Origin of the sequence: Cronobacter condimenti 1330 (assembly GCF_001277255.1) — a bacterium.
GTDB classification, from domain to species: domain Bacteria; phylum Pseudomonadota; class Gammaproteobacteria; order Enterobacterales; family Enterobacteriaceae; genus Cronobacter; species Cronobacter condimenti.
Genome location: NZ_CP012264.1, coordinates 1,643,352 through 1,666,558 on the forward strand (window position 1 = coordinate 1,643,352; position 23,207 = coordinate 1,666,558).

Annotated in this window: 24 protein-coding genes and 1 pseudogene; 15 read left to right on the forward strand and 10 right to left on the reverse strand. The window is 53.1% G+C overall.

Going from position 1 to position 23,207, the window contains the following annotated elements:
- Positions 1–30: 30 nt before the first annotated feature.
- The 3 genes from AFK62_RS07490 to AFK62_RS22795 all read left to right on the forward strand — a co-directional run bounded on the left by AFK62_RS07490 (position 31) and on the right by AFK62_RS22795 (position 3,275).
- On the forward strand, positions 31–597 hold the full coding sequence (locus tag AFK62_RS07490; protein WP_007666094.1) for a hypothetical protein: 567 nt from the start codon (positions 31–33) through the stop codon (positions 595–597).
- 171 nt (positions 598–768) lie between these two features.
- Positions 769–1,143 carry a hypothetical protein gene (locus AFK62_RS07495; RefSeq protein WP_007666093.1) on the forward strand — a complete coding sequence of 125 codons (375 nt, stop codon included), beginning with the start codon at positions 769–771 and terminating at the stop codon, positions 1,141–1,143.
- Positions 1,143–3,275 (forward strand): tape measure protein, encoded by a 2,133-nt coding sequence (locus tag AFK62_RS22795; RefSeq protein WP_007666092.1) that lies wholly within the window; start codon positions 1,143–1,145, stop codon positions 3,273–3,275. The genes AFK62_RS07495 and AFK62_RS22795 overlap by 1 nt, the downstream gene beginning before the upstream one ends.
- Before the next feature lie 315 nt (positions 3,276–3,590).
- On the opposite strand, the gene AFK62_RS07510 is transcribed toward AFK62_RS22795, so the two are convergent.
- The 4 genes from AFK62_RS07510 to AFK62_RS07525 form a co-directional block, all read right to left on the reverse strand.
- Positions 3,591–3,776, reverse strand: a complete 186-nt coding sequence (locus AFK62_RS07510; protein WP_369834744.1) for a hypothetical protein — start codon at positions 3,774–3,776, stop codon at positions 3,591–3,593.
- Positions 3,777–3,850: 74 nt separating this feature from the next.
- Positions 3,851–4,417: a tyrosine-type recombinase/integrase gene (locus tag AFK62_RS07515; RefSeq protein ID WP_032984030.1), complete on the reverse strand. Its 567-nt coding sequence runs from the start codon at positions 4,415–4,417 to the stop codon at positions 3,851–3,853.
- 1,358 nt (positions 4,418–5,775) lie between these two features.
- The gene (locus tag AFK62_RS07520; protein ID WP_032984029.1) at positions 5,776–6,300 is read right to left on the reverse strand and encodes an HNH endonuclease family protein; all 525 of its coding nucleotides are present in this window, start codon (positions 6,298–6,300) and stop codon (positions 5,776–5,778) included.
- Between the two features lie 424 nt (positions 6,301–6,724).
- Positions 6,725–8,476 carry a recombinase family protein gene (locus AFK62_RS07525; RefSeq protein WP_007666090.1) on the reverse strand — a complete coding sequence of 584 codons (1,752 nt, stop codon included), beginning with the start codon at positions 8,474–8,476 and terminating at the stop codon, positions 6,725–6,727.
- 64 nt (positions 8,477–8,540) lie between these two features.
- Here AFK62_RS07525 and AFK62_RS07530 point away from each other — a divergent pair.
- The 3 genes and pseudogenes from AFK62_RS07530 to AFK62_RS07540 all read left to right on the forward strand — a co-directional run.
- Positions 8,541–8,882: pseudogene (locus AFK62_RS07530) on the forward strand (phosphatase); the annotation flags it as partial.
- A 24-nt stretch (positions 8,883–8,906) separates the two neighbouring features.
- Entirely contained in the window at positions 8,907–9,482 is a 576-nt protein-coding gene (locus AFK62_RS07535; RefSeq protein WP_053531821.1) for a TorD/DmsD family molecular chaperone, read from the forward strand.
- A 110-nt stretch (positions 9,483–9,592) separates the two neighbouring features.
- Positions 9,593–10,069: a DUF1097 domain-containing protein gene (locus AFK62_RS07540; protein WP_007666082.1), complete on the forward strand. Its 477-nt coding sequence runs from the start codon at positions 9,593–9,595 to the stop codon at positions 10,067–10,069.
- Positions 10,070–10,106: 37 nt separating this feature from the next.
- Here AFK62_RS07540 and csgG read toward each other — a convergent pair whose 3' ends face one another.
- The 4 genes from csgG to csgD are packed head-to-tail and all read right to left on the reverse strand — an operon-like array spanning position 10,107 to position 12,447.
- Entirely contained in the window at positions 10,107–10,937 is an 831-nt protein-coding gene (csgG, locus tag AFK62_RS07545) for a curli production assembly/transport protein CsgG (RefSeq protein WP_007666078.1), read from the reverse strand.
- Positions 10,938–10,965: 28 nt separating this feature from the next.
- The gene (gene csgF, locus AFK62_RS07550) at positions 10,966–11,379 is read right to left on the reverse strand and encodes a curli production assembly/transport protein CsgF (RefSeq protein WP_007666075.1); all 414 of its coding nucleotides are present in this window, start codon (positions 11,377–11,379) and stop codon (positions 10,966–10,968) included.
- Between the two features lie 23 nt (positions 11,380–11,402).
- Positions 11,403–11,792, reverse strand: a complete 390-nt coding sequence (csgE, locus tag AFK62_RS07555; protein ID WP_007666071.1) for a curli production assembly/transport protein CsgE — start codon at positions 11,790–11,792, stop codon at positions 11,403–11,405.
- A 4-nt stretch (positions 11,793–11,796) separates the two neighbouring features.
- Entirely contained in the window at positions 11,797–12,447 is a 651-nt protein-coding gene (gene csgD, locus AFK62_RS07560; RefSeq protein WP_007666068.1) for a biofilm master transcriptional regulator CsgD, read from the reverse strand.
- Between the two features lie 704 nt (positions 12,448–13,151).
- On the opposite strand from csgD, the gene csgB reads away from it, so the two are divergent.
- The 6 genes from csgB (at position 13,152) to AFK62_RS07590 (ending at position 16,920) form a co-directional block, all read left to right on the forward strand.
- Positions 13,152–13,607: a curli minor subunit CsgB gene (csgB, locus tag AFK62_RS07565; protein WP_007666064.1), complete on the forward strand. Its 456-nt coding sequence runs from the start codon at positions 13,152–13,154 to the stop codon at positions 13,605–13,607.
- A gap of 42 nt (positions 13,608–13,649) precedes the next feature.
- The gene (csgA, locus tag AFK62_RS07570; protein WP_007666063.1) at positions 13,650–14,066 is read left to right on the forward strand and encodes a curli major subunit CsgA; all 417 of its coding nucleotides are present in this window, start codon (positions 13,650–13,652) and stop codon (positions 14,064–14,066) included.
- Positions 14,067–14,110: 44 nt separating this feature from the next.
- The gene (gene csgC, locus AFK62_RS07575; protein WP_007666062.1) at positions 14,111–14,440 is read left to right on the forward strand and encodes a curli assembly chaperone CsgC; all 330 of its coding nucleotides are present in this window, start codon (positions 14,111–14,113) and stop codon (positions 14,438–14,440) included.
- Between the two features lie 140 nt (positions 14,441–14,580).
- On the forward strand, positions 14,581–14,883 hold the full coding sequence (locus AFK62_RS07580; protein WP_007666060.1) for a type 1 fimbrial protein: 303 nt from the start codon (positions 14,581–14,583) through the stop codon (positions 14,881–14,883).
- A 74-nt stretch (positions 14,884–14,957) separates the two neighbouring features.
- Complete coding sequence (ymdB, locus tag AFK62_RS07585) at positions 14,958–15,500, forward strand: O-acetyl-ADP-ribose deacetylase (RefSeq protein ID WP_007666053.1); 543 nt, start codon at positions 14,958–14,960, stop codon at positions 15,498–15,500.
- A complete protein-coding gene (locus AFK62_RS07590) occupies positions 15,433–16,920 on the forward strand; it encodes a phospholipase D family protein (protein WP_032984028.1) in 1,488 nt (495 codons plus the stop codon). The genes ymdB and AFK62_RS07590 overlap by 68 nt, the downstream gene beginning before the upstream one ends.
- 33 nt (positions 16,921–16,953) lie before the next feature.
- On the opposite strand, the gene mdoC is transcribed toward AFK62_RS07590, so the two are convergent.
- Positions 16,954–18,111, reverse strand: coding sequence for a glucans biosynthesis protein MdoC (mdoC, locus tag AFK62_RS07595; protein ID WP_007666046.1), 1,158 nt, complete (start codon positions 18,109–18,111; stop codon positions 16,954–16,956).
- Positions 18,112–18,383: 272 nt separating this feature from the next.
- On the opposite strand from mdoC, the gene mdoG reads away from it, so the two are divergent.
- From mdoG to AFK62_RS07610, 3 genes are all read left to right on the forward strand, one after another.
- The gene (gene mdoG / locus AFK62_RS07600; RefSeq protein WP_085960954.1) at positions 18,384–19,919 is read left to right on the forward strand and encodes a glucans biosynthesis protein MdoG; all 1,536 of its coding nucleotides are present in this window, start codon (positions 18,384–18,386) and stop codon (positions 19,917–19,919) included.
- Positions 19,912–22,440, forward strand: a complete 2,529-nt coding sequence (gene mdoH / locus AFK62_RS07605) for a glucans biosynthesis glucosyltransferase MdoH (RefSeq protein ID WP_032984027.1) — start codon at positions 19,912–19,914, stop codon at positions 22,438–22,440. Before mdoG ends, mdoH begins: the two co-directional genes overlap by 8 nt.
- Before the next feature lie 108 nt (positions 22,441–22,548).
- The gene (locus AFK62_RS07610; RefSeq protein WP_007680452.1) at positions 22,549–22,776 is read left to right on the forward strand and encodes a YceK/YidQ family lipoprotein; all 228 of its coding nucleotides are present in this window, start codon (positions 22,549–22,551) and stop codon (positions 22,774–22,776) included.
- Positions 22,777–22,779: 3 nt separating this feature from the next.
- Here the strand turns inward: AFK62_RS07610 and AFK62_RS07615 are convergent, their stop codons facing one another.
- Positions 22,780–23,157 carry a MysB family protein gene (locus AFK62_RS07615; protein ID WP_007680450.1) on the reverse strand — a complete coding sequence of 126 codons (378 nt, stop codon included), beginning with the start codon at positions 23,155–23,157 and terminating at the stop codon, positions 22,780–22,782.
- Between the last annotated feature and the right edge of the window lie 50 nt (positions 23,158–23,207).

Consider the following 23,207-nt stretch of genomic DNA (forward strand, 5'->3'; position numbering starts at 1 on the left):
CGCGCTTTACAACCCTCTGGAGACTCTCGCATGAATGAATTTATTACAACCAAATTCAAAGCCTTATCCTCTGAGGAAGAGGCCGCAGTTAACGCACTGGCTGAGAAATTGGCAGCAAACAAGCCCCGCCGGATTATGGATGAGAGCCACTTAACCCCGGATCAAATCCTGAAGATCAAGCGGGCCTGTATTCAGGGCCACAGCGCTAAAGCCATCCAAGCGGCGTTTAATGTGTCACTGGCTTACGTCCTGAAAGTAAAGCGCAACCACAACCCGCAGAAGTACCAAAAGACCCCGCTAACTTTGGCTGAAAAAGGCGTTATGGCTAAACAGATGGAAGCCGACGGCCTGAGCCTCTCCAAAATGGCGGAACTTCTGGGGATTAACAGTAAGATGGTCTCCCTACTTCTTACCCAACCTTCACCCCGTTACCTGGTGGAGCAAATGCTCCCGTATGACCAAGTTTTGCAGAATCTACGCAGCGCCCGCTATGTGGAAAACCCTGTATACAAAGAGGGGACGAATAAGCGCCGTGTGCGTCTAATCGTTTCTGAAGCACGTCAGCAGACCCGCCAGGCAATCATTAAATCCCGGTAATTATGCCCAACCCAACGGAATGGGGTCTAAAGGATTATTTAGGCTCCAAACTGGTTAAGCGTCAGACAAGACTCTCTAACTTTCTCGCCTCACTCCTCTACATCCCCTTTAAGCCCGCCTCCCTCTTCCTGTGGGGTGTGGTAATCACTTTACTTATAAGGACCCTCTCACATGGAAGCATTTAAGAACCTCCTCAATCAGTTGGAAATTCAGAAGGCTGAACAGCGCCAGCGGGAAGCCCAAGAGGCAACCAAACAGAACGAACTCCGCAAGGCACAGGCCGATCTGTCACTGGATGAGGCTATCGCTCTGTACGCCACACAGTTGGAAGCCTCCACCGGGGCCGCAGACAGCGCCCAGAAGGGCCGCGCCATTAAGAGCCGGGGAATTGCTCTGTGTCACAAGGATCAGGGATTCAGCGCCAACGGTCGCCCGGTCTCTCTCCTGACCAAATCCGCAGACCTGCCAGCAGGTAAACGCCGGGTAATCATCAACAAGGCAGCAGGGCGCACCCTGAAGGCCACCAAACTGGAAGGGGCTGAATAATGAGCGGTAACGTGATTCTGACGAAAACCGTAAATAGAACGGTTTTTACTATAGATTCAGCAAGTTACAGAAAGACGGTTGACCGTATCAAACAGGTGGGGAAAGAGTGGGATAAAGTCTCCTCTAAAATGAAGCCTCTACGGATGAAATTTGAGGAAAACGCCTACACCAAGATCCGCCGGAAACAGCAGGACGCCGCCGCAAAAGCAGCACTGGCAGAAGCCAAAGCCAAAGCGGCAGCGGAGGCCAAAGTAGCCAAAGCACAGATCGCAGCGGAGCGCAAACTCCAGACAATCCGAGCTAAAGCCATCCGCTTTAATACCGCAGCGGCTAACGCCAACGTGACCCCGGCCCAACGTGCTGGACACCTCCAGGAGTTTGGACAGCTTACTAAAGAGTTTCATCGGGGTAGCATTGCCCTTTCCGAGTACAACGCCCGTGTGTCACGCCTTCAGCAAACCATGCGCCAACAAGGCCGGGTAGGCATGAGGGGAGCCACAATTCCCGTAACCGCCAAAGTTAACAAACTGGACACCTCCATGATCGAGGGTGCAGGCGGGGCGATCACAATTGCCGCCACTGTGGCACTCTCCGGTAAGATCATGACCACCGGACAGGATTTTGAATCCGCTATGTCTGGTCTTACAGCGATCACCGGTTCCACAGAGAAAGCCGCTAAAGAGTTTGAGTATCTCAAAGAACAGTCCAACCGTTTGGGGCTGAACCTCCTGGAGACTTCCCGTGATTACACTCAGTTTGCCGCCGCTGTTGGTGACAAACTCCCTAAAGACCAGATGAGATCCATCTTTGAGGGTGCCAGTGAATGGGGCCTTGTTACTGGTGCCTCCGCAGATGAGCAATCACGCGCTTTGCGTAGTTTGAACCAGATGATGTCTAAGGGAACGGTGATGAGTGAAGAACTCAAAGGCCAGCTTTCCGAAGCTCTCCCCGGCGCTGTGGGTCTGTTCGTTAAGGCTCTCAACCAGATGAAAGGGACAACCAACCTTACAGAAAAGGATCTGTTTGACCTGATGCAACAAGGGAAGCTGTTCTCTAAGGACATCCTCCCGGAAGTGGCTAAACAGATGAAAGCCGCAGCTCGTAACGGCGGCGCTCTGGATAAGGCTATGAAGTCCAACCGGGCAAGCTGGCAGCGCCTGCAAACCAGTATGCAGAACGCTATGAATATCTTCTTTACTTCTGGCTTTGGTAACTCACTAACCAGCGCTTTCGACGCTATTAGCGCCGCTGTTAACGGCTCTGGTGGGGCCTTTGAGATGTTCGGGCATATCGCCGGGAAAATCGTTGAGGGTGCCACAGATGCGTTTACAGAGTTGCACGACACTGTGATCCTGACCTTCCGCATTATTGAGTATTACGCCGCCAAAATGGGGATTACTGGTGAGCAGCTTAAATCCTGGGGCGAAATGGCAGCATACGCCGCCGGGGTGGCTCTGTTCGCTGGCTCTATCTGGAAGTTGGGCGGGGCCTTTAAATGGTTGTTGACCATGCTCAACCCGCTTACAAAGCTGTTGGGGGTCATGAAAGGGATCGCCGCTATTGGTGGCATTGAAGCCGCTACAACTGGCGGATCTGGTGGGGAAGGTAAAGACAAGCCAAACAAACCGGGCCGGGGTCCGAAAGTTGGCAAGGTAGGCGGCGCGGCGGCTCTCTCTGGCGGTCCTGTTGGCTGGAGCATTGCGATCGGTTCGGTAGGTGGGGATTATGCCTGGGATAAAGTCATGGACGCTAACGACGCCATGTATGGACAGGACACCACCGCCGGGGGCAATCTGAAGAAAGATAGCCCGCTGGGTAAACTGTGGGATTTCCTCCACAGTCCATCCCTTCCGACTAATCCAGACTTTGCCAAACCAGCAGAGAAAACAGGGTGGGTTAGCTCTTACTCCAATCCGGGCTATGTACCTCCTACGCCGACGATTACAGCGCCGCAGCTTAAAGTTGATATGGCAGGTAATCCACTGATGACGCCGCCAGCGTGGCTAAACCAGCCGCTTAACGTGAACGTCAATGTGAAAGTGCAGGAGGGGCAGATCCGGGATCTGGTCCGCTCTGAAGTTGAGACCAATAACCAGCACGCTTTCAATATGCTGATGCAGGGCGGACAGTAACCGCCCATACAATAAAGGCTCCCCTGGTGGGAGCCTTTTCTTTTTGGTACTCTGTAACAGCTTACTATCTGGTAAGTGTGGCGCGGTCTGCTATCTTGCCGGATTCTTTCCGCGCCTCTTCTCTTTCTGCCTGTTGGACAGCTAACCTTACGCCGGACGGCATTAGATGTTTGAATATCTTCCGCCCCGCCAGCGTGATGTAAGTCGAATACACGACCACACGCGCCCCACAGTAAACAAATTCAAACCTGACTTGCTCCTGTTTCATTCTGATTCCTCTTGTGGCTTTAGCCATGAAACTTTGTTTCACCGAAATCATTCGGCATCTTCTGTATCAAACGTTTTGCTGTATGGGCAATTCTGGGACCGGGTAACCGTGGTAAACGTGTAAATACTGTTGGAGTAAATACAGACGTGCTTACCGTCCGCTGTGGTCTCCTCCTGTGGGTTACTCATGGTAATACGCCCGGCTTTAGCCTCATCGGCGGAAAAGGTCCCCATCATTACCACCGCCAGCAATATGACCATGTTTTGGCGACGTGCTTTGCGGGCAGAATTACGGACAGCCTGACTTTTCATAACAGATCCTCTATTGAATATTTATCACTAAAATCATCTACTTTGCGTTGTGTGGCCCCAATGTAATGGAGCGTACTGGATAACGATTTGTGCCCTAATGCTTTACTAATTACGGCTATATCCTCCCCATTGTCATAACCAATCGTTGGTTTACTCTTCCTCATGCTGTGGGTCGAAAGATTCAGCCCCAGCTTTTCCCCGGCGTAGCTAATTTCCTCATGCAATTTGGAGCGGCTCACAGGTTTTCCCTTGCTCCTGTGGCTGTCCAACTGTAAGAGGTACACATGATCAGGGTTCGCCTCTCTCCGGGCCGCTATGATGCGTTTAGCGGTATCGGTGAGCCTCACCCGGACAGATTCACCCGTTTTCTGTTGGGACAGGACAAGGTGATCGCCTTTGATGTCGTCATAACGGATAGAGCGCAGATCCGACACCCTCAGCATTAATTCATAACCTAATAACCAGGCGTCACGGTAAAGCGTCAGCCCCTTGCCCTGTTTGAGTAGCTCTGTCGCTACCGCTTTAACTTCCTGAACTGATTTACAGCCCTCTACGAAATTCATTCTGTACCCTCCAGATCCTAACTGTGATCAATTCTTGATCAAAAACAGGCACTTGTAAACGACAAAAATGATTAATTTTATGATGTGTCTTTTTAGTGAATTAAATCGGGTTTAATCGCGTTTAATGGTACAGTAATGACCCGGCAGGGGAGGTAATGGGCTGTTTAAGTGGGTAAATGATGGTTACTTAATGTACTATCACCACAAGGCGGGTAAGGTGATTTGACTCCCCCAGCGCCTTTAAGTTATTGTATTTGTGGGCAATTAATTATTATTTCGTTATAGCCTTGCCAGGCAAATTTTAAATTTTCAGTCAAGAAATTTTTAAAAGAATTTTTTATGAGAATGAAAATCAATCTCATCTGCAAACAAGAATCAATCCGATAGTGCAATGGTAATCATTCTCATATACGGAATGACGGGCAGGGTCGGTTCTCTCCGAAACTGAATCGGCTACCGTGTGGCGTATGTTGGGGTTACAATTATCTCATGATGTTCTCCTCCCGTTTGAAGTCAGTATAACACAACCACATTACAGATCAATCTTTAATCACCAATCGGGGCGAAATTCTTCGCCCCTCATAAGGGCCGCTCTATGCGCCTGTGGCGCTACCACTCTTAACCCTGTGGGTTTGTATTGCTTGCCACAAGATAACGCGCCACAGGCGCACAGGGGAGGCGGTCGCCTCCGGGGTGGCCCGGCGGGGCCACTGGTCCACAGGGTAAAACAACAGAATGGTATTGTGTATTTACTAAGTTATTGAATCCAAAGGAATGGCCTGAAGAGTCGGATCGGTGTGGGTCTGTAATGTCAAGAAGTGTAAAGAGTGGATGGGTGGATGAATGATCAGTATTGACAAGTCCAGATATTTGTGAAACATAATCAAGGCCCCCTGGGGGGTCGGTTCGTGGTGCCTGGCAGCTATATCCGAACACTAAGATATTTTCCCACACAAGATAAGGCGCTGGGGGAGTCGGACCTGTACCACCCCCTGGATTTGGTGATCTGTTAAGTTATTGATTTTGATCGATTTTAGATCAATCATCCGTTGGCGGGAATACCCCCACACAGACGGATGACACATAATTGAATAACGATAAGTCTACCCACCCTAAACGCTTCCCCTATGGCGGGCGCATGGTTACCGCTTACCCTACATACATCATTATTGACGGTATCAAGATCAGCCGCTCCCGCCTGTCATTTGCTTTTCAGTTGGAGTTAGCGAAAGCGCTACGGCTCCACGAGGAAAAGAGCCAATAAAAAACCCCGCACAGAGGCGGGGTTAGTCATTACTTGCGCTTGCGGCGTTTGGCCCGGCGTTTCTGTTCGGCGATGTACGCACCCACCAGACTGATCACAGCTTGCCGCCCATAGTCAGATCCAACCCGTCACGCTCCTTAAACAGCCAGAAGGTTAGAGAGTCCAGATCGCGGCTTGTCTTACTCACACGTTTACCGTTCACCATGAAAGCGGCGCGGTAATATCCTCGGCTGTCCTGTGTGATCCCACGGGGCAGGGTGGACACTCCACGGGGTCCACTGGCAGCAGCAGCGCGGGCCGCTCTACGGCGTTCTGTGGCTTCCTCTTTGGTAATCAGTTCTGTGTTACCGATCCGCCCGTCTGCCGGGTCCTGAAGGGCCACAGTGTAACCGTCTGGAATGTCCCCATTGTGGAGAATCCAGGAGACAACCCCGGCGCGTGGTCGGTCGCCGTTCGGCAGCGGGATGACAGCCGCGCCATTCTTCAGGCTTCCCACTGGTTTGGGGCCTGTGGTCTTAAAGTGTCGCACGACAGCATACGGGGCGCTTTCGTCGTACTCGTAGCCCCATGCGATCAGGTTGTCACGGGTCAGGGTGTTGATAGTTGCTTTCATAGCCATGTTGGGCGCTCCTTGCTGAATTAGTGAAGAGTAGAAGAGGATTTGATCTGGACGTCTGCCTGTACAATGCGATCAGAGTCAGGCCAGGAGAATAGATTCCCGTACACCGGGCGATAACCTGTTTTAGGGTTAACCGTTTGGACAGTAACGGACGGCGGCGCGGTACGGTGTGACAGTTTGGAAGGTGCAGTAAACATAAGCGGATCTCCTGAAAGTGGTTAGGGTTCAGGAGTTAGGGCGGTGGGTGGCTCTGTGGCCTGTTTGGTAATCTCTAACTCATACTGTATATTTTAACAGTGGTTGTTGCAATTTGCAATACACATTTTTCATTACAATGCAATAAAAATTAATTAGGTTATTTTATGTACAAAAAAGGCCCCATAAAAGGAGCCTATGTATATGATTTTACAGGTTAATTAAAATTTCAGCGTTTTCCAAAGAAGTGGGAGCCAACCGGGGCCGGGAAGCCCGCCAGAATCTTAGAGATTGCTTTGTGGTATTCCTGTTCGGCGTCCTGTATCACACCGATCAGCCGTTGAGCCTCCTCGTTATCCTCTGTCCCGTTGATCTGAATATCCCCGTTTACCACCTCCAGCGTGTATCCCTTCTTACCCTCTGCTGTAAGCGTCCCTGTGTACACGTAAGCCGTTTTATCCTGTAATTCATAAGACAGGATTAGCGCTTTGTCGGGGCCTTTGGAGAGCGTCACAGAGCGCACAACAGCCCGGACCACTTCCCGGACCTTTAGCCGCCTTTCGTCTGTGGTATCTTCCAACAGATCCGGGGTCAATAGCTCGTAGAAGTCAACCATACTTTCAAGTTGGTGATCCTTTCCATCCTGTAGGGCCTGGCGCTGGGCGAGGCGCTCCAGTTCAACCAATACGCCGGATTTTGTATGCTCCAACGCCTGAAGAGAGGCAACCAACGCCGGGATATTGCCGCCCATTGTAATGGCGCTCGTTATGTTGCTGATCTGGCTCTCTATCCCGTTCAGTTCTCCCCGTTTGGCCTCTATGGCCTGTGTGAGATCCTCCCGCTTGCCTTGCTTACCCATCATTAGATCCATATAGCCCCGGATAAGCGGGGCAAGGAGACAACGCTCCACCAGTAAGCCGGAGACAGACCACACACGACAGGCGGAGGTCTTATTCTTCCCGGTCTCACACACATATCTGATCCGCCCCTCTTTGGAAAAGAAGCTCATAGAGCCGCCACAGTGACCACAGCGGAGGAGACCCAGACCAGAAAGGAGGGTGATTGTTTGGCGAACCTCTCCAACCTTGTGGCGGTTGCTACAGGCCACATCCTGAAGCCGTGCAAAGTCTGTTTGGCTACATACCGCCGGGAAGTAATTAGAAAGCCTGTGCGTAACGCCGTCGATGGTGATCACTTTCTCACCGTACAGCGCCCGGTTGCTCCTCATTGCCTTGAGGTTAGCCACAGCCCAACATTCTGATCGCTTCTTGCCCTTGCCACGGTTCCCCCTCGGCGGTGGGTATAAATCAGGGTTATCAGTGAGATAAGAGGCCACACGGAAACAGCCCCAACCCTCTAACATTAGCTCTACTGCCTTCTGTGCGGCTTTCCAGTGGACCGGGTGAGGCTTTACCGCCTCATATGTTCCCATGCTGGCATCAATCCACCACGGGGCCGATCCGGCGCTTTTAATGTTTACAGGTAGCCCGGCGCGGTGGCGGTCTATTAGTTTGAGGGCGGTCTCATGCGCTCGCTTCTGTTTGGTGAGTGATTCCTCATTGGCCCGGGAGAATAGAAACAGGGACATCATGAGATCGGTCACATTATTTTTTACGCTGTCCTGGGAGTAAACTTTCCCATCCATCCCCGTGACTATGGTTAGCCCCAGCGATAACAGCCCCGTGAACAGGTTAAGCGCCGTCATAACGTCCTGGCGCGTCAGTCGGTCCAGGTTTTCCACATACAAGTAAGAATCGTTTGGGATTGCCCCAGCCTTAACAGCCTCAATAAAGCCCGCTAAAGCCCCCTGTGTGGTATTCTTACCCCTGAAGGCGCTGATCCCAGCGTCCAGGATTTGGACATACTCCAGACCGTGAAGAGAGGCGAACGCCTTCGCCTTGTCTGTCTGCCTGTCTAATGATGTATTGCCGGATTGCTTATCTGTGGACCAACGGACATATGAATAGAGCCTTGTCGCCATTATTTTTCCTCGTTACTTCTTGCTGTGAGGGGATAATATCATGATTGGCATCTATTTGAAGTTGGGCAACCCGAAATATCCGGTCGATATTCCGGCAATTGCTGCCGCTGCCGCCAAATATCAGGTGGCGCTTGAGATTAACAACTCCTCTTTTACCCATTCTCGTAAGGGGAGCGGACCCAACTGCAAAGCCATCGCTGCCGCAGTGCGTGAGGCAGGCGGCTGGGTCGCGCTGGGATCGGACTCGCATACCGCCTTTACGCTTGGCGATTTTCACGAATGCCGTAAGGTACTGGATGAGGTCGGTTTCCCTGAAGACCGCATCCTGAACGTGACGCCTCGTCGTCTGCTCGATTTTCTTGAAACCCGCGGCATGACGCCGATTGCTGAATTCGCCGCCTTTTAATATCGCCTGAAATGGAATCTGTAAATGAATGAGTTTTCAATAATTTGTCGCCTGCTGGGCTCTCTCTGGTACCGTGCGCCCCAGGACCCGGTGATGACCCCGATTTATGATCTGATCCGCGAAGGCAAACTTGCGCAAAACTGGCCGCTTGAGCAGGACGAGTTGCTGACGCGTCTGCAAAAAAGTGTGCAGCCAGGCGAGGTGCAGGCTGATTACGAGGCGCTGTTTGTCGGCGAGGATGCCCGCGTCGCACCGACCCGTTCCGCGTGGGTCGAGCAGAGCCGTGAACAGGATGTCCGGGGGTTTTTAACCGCACGCGGCATGCCGCTTGGCGAAGCGCCCGCCGATCATTTCGGGCTGTTGCTGCTGGCAGCCTCCTGGCTTGAGGATCAGTCTGCAGAAGATGAAATCGAGGCGCAGGAGACCTTATTTGGCGAGTACCTGATCCCGTGGTATGAAACGTTCCTCGGCAAGGTGGAAGCCCATGCCACTACGCCATTCTGGCGCACGGCCGCCCAGATTACCCGCGAAGCTATCCAGGCAATGTGGGAAGAGTTGCAGGAAGAGGAAGAAAGCGAGCAAGACGGTGATGAACGTTAACCTTTAAATGTGATGTGCATCACATTTAAAATGTAACTCACAGTGCGTTATTTCATATGACGTGCGCCAGATCGCATTTCTCAGGCGGCGTTTTGCTAAGATACGCCGCCATGAACAGACACTTTTCTCTCGCATTCACAACCGGCTTACTCTCTGCCCTCTGGGCGTGGGCGGCCGTCGCACTCGGCCTGCCGTCCTGGGCGGGCTTCCTTGGTTGTACCGCCTGGTTCGCCAGCCCAAAGGGCGGCATCAGCGGTTTTTTGACTATCCTCTTTACCTTGTGCAGTGGTGTGCTGTGGGCGCAGGTTATTATCGCCGGCAGTGCGATGGCGCCTGCGCTCTCCGGCTTGAGTTACGCCATGACAGGCGTCGTCGCGTTTCTGATGTGCATGCAGGCCCGCCAGGCGCTGCTGGCTTTTGTGCCAGGCACGTTTATCGGCGCCTGCGCGACTTTCGCAGGGCAGGGCGACTGGAAAAGTGTGGTGCCAGCGCTGCTTCTGGGGCTGCTGTTTGGCGTGGCGATGAAGTGCAGCGGTAACTGGCTCGGCGCGCGGCATGAGGCGAAAAAAACGACCGTCACCGAATAAAAAAGCAAACCCGCGTAAGCGGGTTTTTCGTATCAAGTCAGGCCGCGGGCACGGCGATATCGCGATATTTCCTGAGTACTGGATCATTTACCGCTCCTGGATCGTTAAGCTCCCACAAGCCACGGTTGATCCCGTCGTTAATTAAATAGATGACGGCGGTTTCGATAGCTGACATCAGGCACTGCATCACAGGTTCATTAGCCGTATATCCCACCTCGCCCTCAAGCAGCCGTTGGTATTCAATAAACCGGAATACACCCGCCTGAACTTCATAAGAGAGAATCGTTTTACTGGTATTTACGGAGGAGAGGATCTCCCCGGTGCTAACATTCACGACCCGCAAATTCACCGCGACCTGATCGAGCTGATATTGCGTATCGGCACCGATGCCGAAATATTTCGCGCCAGCGCCGCCCGATTTCACATTACTCTCATAACCAATGATCGAGCCTTCAATCATCACATTAGCAGACATAAGTGACTGAAGCGGCATACGGTTATTATCACCCACCGTACCGTTTTCCTGGGAGGCGCGAATAATTTTGCGCTCATTAAGGAGGTTCTGAAGTCCCTGGCGTTCCAGCGGAATAAACCAGCGCGAATCTTTTAACGCCGTGACCAGCATGGCGGTGGCGCTTTGCGGTACGGCGGTTGAGAAGTTACTGGCAGGGTAGGGTTTAAATTGCCCCGTCTCATCCTGAATATTATAAACCGAGACGTAGAGCTTACCTTTTGGATAAGGCAGGTGAATCAAATCCTGATAGCTTTGACCACGCGGCATCAGCGTGGGGCTGGCGGCTTCCTTCGGCGGTGCGGTCAGACATCCGCTTAACAGAATGGTAGCGATAATGACAATCAGGCGCTGCATGGTAGTCATCCTTCTGTTATCACAGCGGTTAAAAATTGGTTGAGCCGGACTGCAAGCCGGATACCTGAATCGTGGAGGTTTTGCCGGTTTTACGATCGGTGACGTTCAGATAAAGCTGACCGTCACGATTGGCGATATCGACGATAAAATCGTTGGTCACCATGCGACCCGGCTTACCTTTATTAATGTTGGTTAACAATCCGCCTAAAAGTTGAGACTGAATCGCCTGCGTGAAATTATCGAGCGCGGATGGCGTGTCGATTTTATAATCGTCGTAAGACGGGTCTTTATAGGAATTTTGCGCCTGCGCGCTGTTTAACAAAAAGGGACCGTTATTAGGATTTCCGCCGAAACTGGGGTTACGAAACTGGAAGGTCATATTTCCGGCCAGACCCGGGTGTGACAGCAATAATAATGTCATAACAGCAATTGCCCGCCGCATAGCAGCCTCCATCATTCAGTGAATTAAAATTCATCGCCGGTTAAATCGCCGGTGCTGAGTAACGCTTTATCAATCTGCCGCTGTTGTAACGCCTCATTCGTCTGCGCTATCGCCATCTGCACTTCTTTGTCCGCCCCCCTACGGGAAGGAAAAAGAAAGGTCTGATAAATCACATCCTGATCGAGCGTGATGGTTATCCAGCTTCCCCAGCGAGCGCTCGGTTTTTCATTAACCGACAGGTTGCCATCAAACGGGGTATCCCATTTCTCCGCAAAGTCGCGGTAAAAATCATGGCCGACAGAAGACACGGTGCGGTCGGTAATAAGCCCTGGAATTTCCGGCTCAACGGCGTGTCCGCAGAACGCTACGCCGCAAAGCACTACCGCGAAACACCAGAGAGGCCAACGTTTCATGGCTTCACACTCTCATGTGATGATTCGCCCAGGTCACTGCCTGCGTGCGGTTTTTCACGGCCAGTTTCTTGAAAAGGTTATAGAGGTGAGTTTTTACCGTGTTCTCGCTTATAAACAGCGATCGCGCGATTTCGAGATTAGAGGCGCCGAAGCGCAGCTTATTAAGGATCTCTTTCTCGCGGTGCGTCAGCAGCACGCAGTCACAGTTGAGAAAATGATAAAAGCCGGAGCGGGTGATCAGATAGCTCGCCAGCCGCTGGTTAAAGAAACACTCGCCGCGCTGAATGCATTGCATACCTTCAATTACGCGGTTTTCATCATCTGTTGCGTAAAACACACCGCTAATGTGCGGCCATTTTTCTATTTCCTGAAAGGGGTATTCGTCTTGCACATTTAGCAGGATCACCTTTGAGGCGTGATGGCTGCGTCCAAGATTATCTTTCCAGTACGCCATGCTTTTTTTATCGGCCTCCGCCATATCCAAAAGAATAAGCGTTCCTGTGGTGATATCTTCCAGAGAACGTTGGATATTATGGATTTTTCCATCCAGGTTGAGCGCTGCTTTAAAATTCTGCAATAAAGCGCTGGCTTGCAGGGACGGTTTGGTGATCAACAATAATGACTGACCATGTAAAGCATGGAATTCAGTAAGCATGATGAAACCCCGTTTTATTTACACATGGCCGCTGAAACGAAGACAACAGCCTTTCGTATCGGTATGGATTGTTATGTAGTAGCTAAAAAATAAATATTTCATTCCGCCAAGGGCTGGCGAGAAAAAAAGAAAGCAAGAAAATTCTTATTAGTCCAATCTAACTATTGCGGTGTTTAAAGCAAGCGTTAAAAAAGTAACAAAATGTAACTAAAAATGGTTAAATGTTTCTTATGTTTTAGTGTTGCTTAACACGACGTGTAGCGAAGCAATAGCTTCCCTGTTTATCAGCTTCAGTGCATCCAGATATAATTCATTGAATTAAAAGTATTTAAAGGGTGGTTGGGTGAGTGGCGTAGGCTTATCCTCTCATCTCTGGGATGTTCGATAACAAGGCGCAGGCGCAGTCATGATACCCCATCCGGATCTCAATAAATGTCATGCTGTGAAGCAAGTTAAATAATTAAAAAAATAAAACAGCCAATGACATTTTTATTAATGAAGTGATGCGCCCTCGCACAAGGTGTTTATAAATGCATCACGCGTAAAGCGCAGCGTCATTTTTAAAATACGAAAAACAGGTGAGATATTTTATAAATCGCTCAAGACATACTGCTTCCCGAGGCGACGTAATCACCGCATTGCGGTAATCACTGATGCCTGTGGCGTGAGGTTTAATCAGTTAAGCCTTCAGGGCCAGGAGTAATATGAACAAATTATTGCTAAGCAGTGTGATGGTTTCTTTTTTCGCATCACCAACCGTGTTTGCGGTTAACCCGGATATGGCTGGGGCTGAATATAACTTTGCTGTGAATGAAATAAGTCGCGCGTCGTTGAATCAGGCGGCAGTGATTGGTCAGGAAGGCACGCGAAACAACGCGCTGATACGCCAGGATGGCGCGAAATTACAGGCAACGATTGTCCAGAACGGCGCCGCCAACCAGGCAAGCATCGATCAGCAAGGCTATGCCAATGTGGCCGCTGTCATGCAAACCGGCGCTGCCAATCTGGCCACGATTAGTCAGGAAGGCTATGGCAATCTCGCCTCCGTTACGCAACAGGGAGTGGGGAACCGGGCGAGCATTATCCAGGCAGGGACGCAGAAAACCGCAGTTGTTGTGCAAAGGCAGTCAATGATGGCCGTTCGCATCATTCAGCGTTAACGCCATTTCGTGTTTTCACTATTTTCCAATGGGGGTTGTCTCATGAAATTGATTAAAATCGCTGTTCTCGCCGCACTGGTCGCTTCCGGTAGCGCAATGGCTTTTCCTTTCCATCAGTCCGCTGAAAACTCAACGCTGAAAATTTATCAGCAAGGCGTTAATAACAACACGACCGCTCTGCAGTCGGATGCTAAAAACTCCACTACAGAAATTAACCAGCTTGGCACCGCCAATGGTGCGGATGTCGGTCAGGGCTCTGCTGACAGCAAAATCCTGCTCAATCAGAACGGTTTCGCCAACAACTCAACGATTGATCAGTGGAATGGTCGTGATTCCGGCGTAACGGTAAACCAGAACGGCGTACAGAACGGCGCGCTGGTGAACCAGACGGCGTCCGGTTCGCAGGTTTATGTGACCCAGACGGGCTACAGCAACCACGCCAGCGCTTCTCAGTACTAACCACATGAAAGCAGGGCTTCGGCCCTGCTTTTTAAGGAGGCGCAATGCTCGATCTACTGATGATCGCGGCGTTCAGCGGGCAGGTCGCGTTTAACGCCCAGCCGCAGGGCGTGGGCTGGCAAGTAACGCCGATGGTGACCGTGGCGCACCCTTGTCTTTGCCGCATCGAGATAGAACTGCACCGCCAGGGCGGTTCTGGCAGCATTGTTACGCATCAGAAAAGCGTGCTTTCGCTTTCACCTGACGCGCCCCGGACGTTATCGACCTTCTTTTTAAGCGTTTCTGCAGACGATATTGTCACGTTGCGGGTTACCGTCAGCGACAGTGGAACGGCGAGCTTTACCGGGCAATGGTCGCCGCCTCAGCGAACGTAACCACAGCGTGCTGATTTAACGTGCGTTTTCTGCTTTTCTCACGTCAATAATTTCTCCGGGATTGGCTTTAATTATTCTGATTTGTAATTTATATGTTAATTGCAAGTTAAAATAATAACGCCTCTGCAGGAGCCATTACTATGCGCAAGCCGCTTTTCGCTACGCTTATCATCGCAGCATCCGTTTTTTCATCCCTCCCAGTACTGGCCAGTTCGGGAGGGACGCTCACCTTTCATGGCGCTATCGTCGAAGAGGTGTGTTCCGTCACGCAGGCTACTGCACGCATTGATCTTCGCTGCCCTCGCGGCCATCGCCTTCATCGCCAAACGCTCTTCCTGCGTGGCGACGGGCCGCACGAGCATGATTCCGCATGGGTGCACAGTCGTTTTGATTACCTGAACGCGACACACACGCTGGGTATTCTGACCTTGACCTATCGCTAACCAGGTTTCGCTATAAATCACCCTGCGTGCTGTTCTACACTGAAGGAACAACAGAAGGTAGTCAGGAGAGAAGTATGTCCGGGCGTATTACAGTGGTGCAGGGCGATATAACCCGCATCGATACCGACGTGATTGTCAATGCCGCTAATCCTTCACTGATGGGCGGCGGAGGCGTGGATGGTGCGATTCACCGGGCCGCCGGGCCTGCGCTGCTTGCCGCGTGTAAAGTCGTGCGTCAGCAACAGGGGGAATGTCAGCCGGGCCACGCGGTTATTACCGAAGCGGGCGACCTGCCCGTAAAAGCCGTGGTGCACACGGTAGGGCCAGTCTGGCGCGGCGGGCAGGATAACGAACCGCAGCTGCTGGCGGATGCATATCGCAACAGCCTGGCGCTGGTCACGGCAAATGGATATAGCTGCGTGGCGTTCCCGGCTATCAGCACCGGCGTTTACGGTTACCCGAAAGCGGCCGCGGCGCAAATTGCCTTCGAGACCGTTTCGGATTATCTCACCAGGCGGCCTCAACTTCAGCAGGTATACTTTGTTTGCTATGACGAAGAAAACTTCCTGCTTTACCAGCGGTTACTGGGACAATACAACGAACAGCCGGGCGCATAATACCCGGCTGGGCCGCGCTATTGCCCCGACCACGGCGCAGCATCCCCACCACAGCGGTTTACATCCGCTTGATGACAGTCTCGACGCCTTCGCCGCCCGCTATCTGCTGGCGGAGATGGCGGAGCAGACTATCGATGTGCAGTACTACATCTGGGAAGACGACATGTCCGGCCGGCTGTTATTCGGCGCGCTGCTGGCAGCGGCGCGACGCGGCGTGCGGGTGCGTATTTTGCTGGATGACAACAATACGCTTGGCATGGACAGCACGCTGCGTCTGCTCAACGCCCATCCGAATATCGAGATCCGCCTTTTTAATCCGTTTTCTTTTCGCACACTGCGCGCGCTGGGCTATCTCACCGATTTCGCCCGGCTCAATCGCCGCATGCACAATAAAAGTTTTACGGTCGATGGCGAGGTGACGATTATCGGCGGGCGCAACGTGGGTGATGCTTATTTCGGCGCGGGAGAACAGCCGCTTTTCTCCGATCTTGATGTGCTGGCGGTAGGCCCGGTGGTCGCGGATGTCACAAAGGATTTTGAGCGCTACTGGAAGAGCCGATCCGTGTCCACGCTTGATAAAGTGCTGGAGGTTGAGACGCAAGAGATAGACGCCCGCGTCCAGTTGCCCCCGGACTGGAAGGACGACCCCGTGGCGCAGCGCTATCTGGAACGCCTGGAGAGCACCCGCTTTGCCAGTTATATCGAAACCCGCACGCTGCCGCTGGTGTGGGCGAAAACCCGACTGCTTAGCGACGATCCGCGTAAAGGGCAGGGGAGGGCGCGCAATCATACGTTGCTGCCACAGCGGATGATGACGCTTATCGGAGAGCCGAAAACCCAGTTCGATATTATCTCGTCCTATTTCGTGCCCACGCGCGGCGGGGTGGCGCTGCTGCTCGCGCTGCGTCGCAAAGGGGTAAGAATTGCGATCCTTACCAATTCGCTTGCCGCAAATGATGTTGCGGTCGTGCATGCAGGCTATGCGCGCTGGCGTAAAAAACTGTTGCGTCACGGCGTAGAACTCTATGAGCTTAAACCCACCCATGACACCGGGCGTGTTCCGCACGACCGTGGACTAACCGGCAATTCCGGCTCCAGCCTGCATGCCAAAACCTTCAGTGTGGACGGTAATCAGGTCTTTATTGGCTCGTTTAATTTCGACCCGCGCTCGGCGATGCTCAATACTGAAATGGGATTTGTGATTGAGAGCGAAACGCTGGCGGGCGCTATCCATAAGCGCTTTACGCGTACGCGACGCGAAGCGGCCTGGGCGCTGCGCCTTGACCGCTGGGGGCGAATAAACTGGATAGAAGAGAAAGACGGTGAAGAGGTCGTCTGGAAAAAGGAGCCGAAAACGCGGTTCTGGCAGCGCCTGCTGGTGCGGCTCGTCTATCGTTTACCGGTTGAATGGATGCTGTAAACACACGCGCCACCAGGGCGCGTGTCAGAGATGTCACCCCGTTGCCGTTCCCGGTGTCGGGGTTTTATTTTGCGGTTTGCCGGAGAAGAGAAAGCGCAGGAGCGGAATACGCAGGTGCGCTTCATACAGCAGAACCGCGATGCCAATCACAAACACCAGTCCGGAGATAAAGCCCAGCGCGTTCGAGTGGATATGCGGCGTGATATAGGCGCCGAAGAAGAGCGTCAGCGGGTGATGCACCAGGTAAATGAAAAGCGAGGCGTTGACGAAATAGGTAACGCGCGCCGATTTAAAGTTCAGCAGGCGGTGGCCGAGCGAGAACACCACATTCACCATCCACAGCCCCATCAACATGCTAATGAGGTTATCCGTTTCATACATCCAGGCATCGCCGCTGCCGTAGCGCTGGTTTAGCAAATAAGCGATAAACGCTGCCGTCGCGCCGAGCGCGCAGCCTGGCGAGAAGGTCGTGAAGCGGACCTTCAGCGCGGCGTGCTTAAACGCCAGCGCGCCGAGAAGGAAAAATGGCGAATAAAATAAGGTTTGCATCACCACGAAATTAAACAACCCGTCGCTTAATATCGGCGCATAAACGATAAAAATAAGACGACGTAGCGCGGCGTAGGCGAGGCCAAAAACGAGAAACAGCGCTGAGAGTTTTCCTAATGTCAGGCTTTCGGCCAGCGCTTTACTTTTCTCTTCCGGCCACTTTTTGATTTGCTGAAACAGCCATAAACCGGTTGTCGTAAACACCACCAGCACTAATAAAAACCACAAATGCGAGGTCAGTTCCCACACCAGCGTGTTGTATTTATCGTAGCCGGAAAGCGAGTGCCACGCGTCGGTGCGGCCTTTAACATACTGCAACATGAGAAATTGCGGCAGCGTCAGCAATGGAATGGCAGTTAGCATCGGGATACCGACGCGCTCCACGCGCACTTTCCACCAGCGTTTACGCGGGTAGCGCAGGAACAGCATGTAGGAAAAATAGCCTGAAATAACAAAGAATACCTGCATGCGGAAGGCGTGGATAAAATCGTTGAACAGCGTCAGGCTCGCCGAAGGCGTCAGGCTGTTGACGTGCCACTGGTGCGTGGAATAAATCAGCGAAATATGAAAAGGGATGCCTAACAGCATCAACCATGCGCGGATGGAATCGAGAAAAAATTCTCTCTGTGTCGACGTTGTCATATAACTCCATAAATCTCGGACTATTCGCCTTATCCCTTAGGCTGATTGTGTTTTAGATTCGGCCCCCACCCTACAGGAAGGCCGACACACTGTCTCCAGGACAAATTCGCAAAGCGAAAATGGCGCGCATTCATTTGCTTAATCCCTGAACCGGCGTGCTGAACAAAGCGGGGATTGTGTTGTCGGAAACCGCAAGTTTCCATTAAAATGGATCGGATTGATTTAAGCACACAAAGGGGGAAGTGCTTAGTTATATGAAACATAAAACACAGATGATGAAAATGGGTTGGCTGGGTGCAGCAGTAATGTTGTCACTTTATACCACTTCAGGTTGGGCCTTCACTATCGACGACGTCGCAAAACAGGCGAAATCCTTAGCGGGCAAAAGCTATGAAGCGCCGAAAAGCAACCTGCCCTCCGTTTTCCGCGATATGAAATACGCGGACTACCAACAGATCCAGTTTAATCACGACAAAGCCTACTGGAGCAAACTTAAAACCCCGTTCAAGCTTGAATTCTACCATCAGGGTATGTACTTCGACACGCCGGTTGCCCTTAACGAGGTGACGGCCAATACGGTTCGCAAAATTAAGTACAACCCGGATTACTTCAATTTCGGCAATGTTCAGCACGATAAAGACACCGTCAAAGACCTGGGCTTCGCCGGTTTCAAAGTGCTCTACCCGATCAACAATAAAGATAAAAACGACGAAATCGTCAGCATGCTCGGGGCGAGCTATTTTCGCGTGATTGGTCAGGGCCAGGTTTATGGTCTCTCTGCGCGTGGTCTGGCTATCGACACCGCGCTGCCGTCCGGCGAAGAGTTTCCGCGTTTTCGCGAATTCTGGATTGAGCGCCCGAAAACAACCGACAAACGCCTGACCATTTACGCGCTGCTGGATTCTCCACGCGCAACCGGCGCCTACCGCTTCATTATTACCCCCGGGCGCGACACGGTTGTTGACGTACAGTCCAAAGTTTATCTGCGCGACAAAGTAGGCAAACTGGGCGTTGCGCCACTGACCAGCATGTTCCTCTTTGGGCCGAACCAGCCGTCACCGGCGACGAACTACCGCCCGGAGCTGCATGATTCCAACGGTCTGTCTCTGCATGCCGGCAACGGTGAGTGGATTTGGCGTCCGCTGAATAACCCGAAACACCTGGCCGTCAGCACCTTCACCACCGAAAACCCGCAGGGCTTTGGTTTGCTGCAACGTGGCCGTCAGTTCTCCCGCTTTGAAGATATTGACGATCGCTACGATCTGCGTCCGAGCGCATGGGTCACGCCGCAGGGCCAGTGGGGTAAAGGGAAAGTCGAGCTGGTGGAGATCCCAACCAACGACGAAACCAACGATAACATCGTGGCTTACTGGACGCCGGATCAACTGCCGGAGCCGGGTAAGGAGATGAATTTTAAATACACCATCACCTTTAGCCGCGACGAAGACAAACTGCACGCGCCGGATAACGCCTGGGTGCTGCAGACTCGCCGTTCGACCGGCGACGTGAAGCAGTCCAATCTGATTCGTCAACCGGACGGCACTATCGCGTTTGTGGTGGATTTCACCGGGACGGACATGAAAGCGCTGCCGGACAATACCCCGGTAACCGCGCAGGCGAGCATTGGCGATAACGGCGAAATCGTGGAAAACAGCGTGCGTTACAACCCGGTCACCAAAGGCTGGCGTATGACGCTGCGCGTGAAAATCAAAGACGCCAAGAAAACCACTGAAATGCGTGCTGCCCTTGTGAATGGCGATCAGCCGCTGAGTGAAACCTGGAGCTATCAGCTACCTGCCAATGAATAAGTCTACTGAGTATATCGACCTGTTGCCGCTTTCTGACACTGAGAAAGCGGCACTGCCGACATCGGACATGCAGGCCCTTCATCAGGCGCTGGACGCAGAAGGGCGCGTCTGGACCCGCGAGGATGATTCCCCGCTGGGTTCAGTAAAGACGCGTCTCGAACAGCGCTGGCCAGACTCGCTTAACGGCGAGCAACTGATCAAAGACGACGAAGGCCGCACCCAGATCCAGGCGATGCCGAAAGCAACCCGTTCATCCATGTTCCCGGACCCGTGGCGCACCAACCCGATTGGGCGCTTCTGGGATCGTCTGCGTGGTCGTGAAGTCCTGCCGCGCTACATGGCGGGCCTTTCGAAAGAAGAGCGCGCCGCGGAGCAGAAATGGCGTACGGTTGGCACTATCCGCCGTTACATTCTGCTGCTCTTGACGCTCTCGCAGACCGTCGTTGCCACCTGGTATATGAAAACGATTCTGCCGTATCAGGGCTGGGCGTTAGTCAACCCGGCGGATATGGTGGGCCAGGACTGGCTTGTCTCGCTGATGCAGTTACTGCCGTATGTGCTGCAAAGCGGCATTCTGATTCTGTTCGCAATCCTGTTCTGCTGGGTGAGCGCCGGGTTCTGGACCGCGCTGATGGGCTTTTTACAGCTGCTTATCGGCAAAGATAAGTACAGTATTTCAGCCTCAACGGTTGGGGATGAGCCGATAAACCCGGAACACCGCACCGCGCTTATCATGCCTATCTGCAACGAAGATGTGGATCGCGTGTTTGCGGGACTGCGGGCAACGTGGGAGTCGGTGAAAGCGACGGGCCAGCAGGCACATTTTGACGTTTACATCCTGAGCGACAGCTACAACCCGGATATCTGTGTCGCTGAGCAGAAAGCCTGGATGGAGCTGATTGCTGAAGTGCAGGGCGAAGGGCAAATTTTCTACCGTCGCCGCCGCCGTCGCGTGAAGCGCAAGAGCGGTAACATCGATGACTTCTGCCGTCGCTGGGGCAACCAGTATAGCTACATGGTCGTGCTGGACGCTGACTCCGTGATGACGGGTGACTGTCTGACCGGTCTGGTGCGCCTGATGGAAGCGAACCCGAACGCGGGGATTATCCAGTCGTCGCCGAAAGCGTCCGGTATGGATACGCTCTACGCTCGCTGCCAGCAGTTCGCCACCCGCGTATATGGCCCTCTGTTTACCGCCGGCCTGCACTTCTGGCAACTGGGTGAGTCACACTACTGGGGCCATAACGCGATTATCCGCGTGAAGCCGTTCATCGAGCACTGTGCGCTGGCACCGTTGCCAGGTGAAGGCTCTTTCGCAGGTTCCATCCTGTCTCATGACTTCGTGGAAGCGGCGCTGATGCGTCGTGCGGGGTGGGGCGTGTGGATTGCCTACGATCTGCCAGGCTCGTATGAGGAGCTGCCGCCGAACCTGCTGGATGAACTCAAGCGTGACCGTCGCTGGTGCCACGGCAACCTGATGAACTTCCGTCTTTTCCTTGTAAAAGGGATGCACCCGGTACACCGCGCGGTGTTCCTGACGGGCGTGATGTCATACCTGTCGGCGCCGCTCTGGTTCCTGTTCCTTGCACTGTCGACGGCGTTGCAGGTCGTTCATGCGCTCACCGAGCCGCAATACTTCCTGCAACCGCGTCAGCTGTTCCCGGTCTGGCCGCAGTGGCGTCCTGAACTCGCGATTGCGCTGTTCGCCTCGACGATGGTGCTGTTGTTCCTGCCGAAACTGCTGAGCGTCATTCTCATCTGGTGTAAAGGCCCGAAAGAGTATGGCGGCTTTTTCCGCGTCACCCTCTCTCTGCTGCTGGAAGTGCTGTTCTCGGTCCTGCTGGCGCCGGTGCGTATGCTGTTCCACACCGTATTTGTGGTCAGCGCGTTCCTGGGTTGGGAAGTGGTCTGGAATTCACCGCAGCGTGACGATGACTCGACGCCGTGGGGCGAAGCGTTTCTGCGTCATGGCTCGCAGCTGCTGCTGGGCCTGGTGTGGGCGGTCGGCATGGCGTGGCTTGATCTGCGCTTCCTGTTCTGGCTGGCGCCAATCGTGTTTTCGTTGATCCTGTCGCCGTTTGTGTCGGTGATTTCAAGCCGTTCGACGGTCGGTCTGCGCACGCGACGCTGGAAACTGTTCCTGATCCCGGAAGAGTATTCGCCGCCGCAGGTGCTGGTAGATACTGACCGTTATCTGGAGCTGAATCGCACCCGAACGCTTGAAGATGGTTTCATGCATGCCGTGTTCCATCCGTCGTTTAACGCGCTGGCGACCGCCATGGCGACCGCGCGTCACCGCGCCAGTCACGTGCTGGAAATCGCGCGCGATCGTCACGTTGAGCAGGCGCTGAACGATACGCCGGAGAAACTCAACCGCGACCGTCGTCTGGTGCTGCTGAGCGACCCGGTGACCATGGCGCGTATGCACTATCGCCTCTGGGCGCACCCGGAGAAATACTCTTCCTGGGTGGACCATTACGAAGAGCTGAAGCTCAACCCGCAGGCGTTAAGTTCGCGGTAAACGAGTCTGTGCGTTGATATGAAAATGCCGGCCTGATGGCCGGCATTTTTTTTGCCTCTCTGACGGGCTGTTATACTTGATGCATTACGTTGAAACGCGAGGTCGCTCTTGAGAATTGTCGCCGTTCTGCTTGCCGTCTGGCTGCTCTGCGGTTGTGGCAGCATTATCAGTCGCGCTGTGCCGGGGCAAGGGCACGGCAACCAGTATTACCCCGGCGTGCAATGGGACGTGCGGGACAGGCCCTTACGCTTCATCCTGATGCTCGACCTGCCGTTCTCCATTATCTTCGACACGCTGTTACTGCCGGTCGATATGCATCATGGCCCGTATGAGTAACGCTTAACGGGTGGTATCCCACTCATCTGCCGCCGTGCGCCCCTCTTCGGTATCCAGCGGTGGTTCCAGCTGATATTCGCCCTCGTCCCATTCGTGCAGGGTATTTTCTTCCTGCCACTCCTGGCGCAGTTCGATCTCATCGAAATCGCCGTCAAAGACGCTCTGTGCCGCATCACCGGTTAATACGGCGAGGCAGTCGCCTTCGCCATTTTCATCGGCGAAGAACTCCACCTGCCACATAATTTCCCCGTCCTGCAGCACATATTTTTGCATACTGAACAGCTGGACAACCGCGTCCTCTTCCTCAAGCCCCGGATTGGCGGCGAGGAACTCTTCGCGTGCTGCATCAATGGCTTCTTCAAGCGTGGCGTACATAGTCATTGCTTTCTCCCTGAACGGACATGGTTGTTTCAGGAAAGAATAGTCGAAGA

What these genes read in the sequence shown, in the direction of transcription:
- AFK62_RS07490 (WP_007666094.1), top strand. Translation starts at nt 31, where the DNA reads ATGAATGAATTTATTACAACCAAATTCAAAGCCTTATCCTCTGAGGAA.
- AFK62_RS07495 (WP_007666093.1), top strand. Translation starts at nt 769, where the DNA reads ATGGAAGCATTTAAGAACCTCCTCAATCAGTTGGAAATTCAGAAGGCT.
- AFK62_RS22795 (WP_007666092.1), top strand. Translation starts at nt 1,143, where the DNA reads ATGAGCGGTAACGTGATTCTGACGAAAACCGTAAATAGAACGGTTTTT.
- AFK62_RS07510 (WP_369834744.1), bottom strand. Translation starts at nt 3,776, where the DNA reads ATGGGGACCTTTTCCGCCGATGAGGCTAAAGCCGGGCGTATTACCATG.
- AFK62_RS07515 (WP_032984030.1), bottom strand. Translation starts at nt 4,417, where the DNA reads ATGAATTTCGTAGAGGGCTGTAAATCAGTTCAGGAAGTTAAAGCGGTA.
- AFK62_RS07520 (WP_032984029.1), bottom strand. Translation starts at nt 6,300, where the DNA reads ATGGCTATGAAAGCAACTATCAACACCCTGACCCGTGACAACCTGATC.
- AFK62_RS07525 (WP_007666090.1), bottom strand. Translation starts at nt 8,476, where the DNA reads ATGGCGACAAGGCTCTATTCATATGTCCGTTGGTCCACAGATAAGCAA.
- AFK62_RS07535 (WP_053531821.1), top strand. Translation starts at nt 8,907, where the DNA reads ATGAATGAGTTTTCAATAATTTGTCGCCTGCTGGGCTCTCTCTGGTAC.
- AFK62_RS07540 (WP_007666082.1), top strand. Translation starts at nt 9,593, where the DNA reads ATGAACAGACACTTTTCTCTCGCATTCACAACCGGCTTACTCTCTGCC.
- csgG (WP_007666078.1), bottom strand. Translation starts at nt 10,937, where the DNA reads ATGCAGCGCCTGATTGTCATTATCGCTACCATTCTGTTAAGCGGATGT.
- csgF (WP_007666075.1), bottom strand. Translation starts at nt 11,379, where the DNA reads ATGCGGCGGGCAATTGCTGTTATGACATTATTATTGCTGTCACACCCG.
- csgE (WP_007666071.1), bottom strand. Translation starts at nt 11,792, where the DNA reads ATGAAACGTTGGCCTCTCTGGTGTTTCGCGGTAGTGCTTTGCGGCGTA.
- csgD (WP_007666068.1), bottom strand. Translation starts at nt 12,447, where the DNA reads ATGCTTACTGAATTCCATGCTTTACATGGTCAGTCATTATTGTTGATC.
- csgB (WP_007666064.1), top strand. Translation starts at nt 13,152, where the DNA reads ATGAACAAATTATTGCTAAGCAGTGTGATGGTTTCTTTTTTCGCATCA.
- csgA (WP_007666063.1), top strand. Translation starts at nt 13,650, where the DNA reads ATGAAATTGATTAAAATCGCTGTTCTCGCCGCACTGGTCGCTTCCGGT.
- csgC (WP_007666062.1), top strand. Translation starts at nt 14,111, where the DNA reads ATGCTCGATCTACTGATGATCGCGGCGTTCAGCGGGCAGGTCGCGTTT.
- AFK62_RS07580 (WP_007666060.1), top strand. Translation starts at nt 14,581, where the DNA reads ATGCGCAAGCCGCTTTTCGCTACGCTTATCATCGCAGCATCCGTTTTT.
- ymdB (WP_007666053.1), top strand. Translation starts at nt 14,958, where the DNA reads ATGTCCGGGCGTATTACAGTGGTGCAGGGCGATATAACCCGCATCGAT.
- AFK62_RS07590 (WP_032984028.1), top strand. Translation starts at nt 15,433, where the DNA reads ATGACGAAGAAAACTTCCTGCTTTACCAGCGGTTACTGGGACAATACA.
- mdoC (WP_007666046.1), bottom strand. Translation starts at nt 18,111, where the DNA reads ATGACAACGTCGACACAGAGAGAATTTTTTCTCGATTCCATCCGCGCA.
- mdoG (WP_085960954.1), top strand. Translation starts at nt 18,384, where the DNA reads ATGATGAAAATGGGTTGGCTGGGTGCAGCAGTAATGTTGTCACTTTAT.
- mdoH (WP_032984027.1), top strand. Translation starts at nt 19,912, where the DNA reads ATGAATAAGTCTACTGAGTATATCGACCTGTTGCCGCTTTCTGACACT.
- AFK62_RS07615 (WP_007680450.1), bottom strand. Translation starts at nt 23,157, where the DNA reads ATGACTATGTACGCCACGCTTGAAGAAGCCATTGATGCAGCACGCGAA.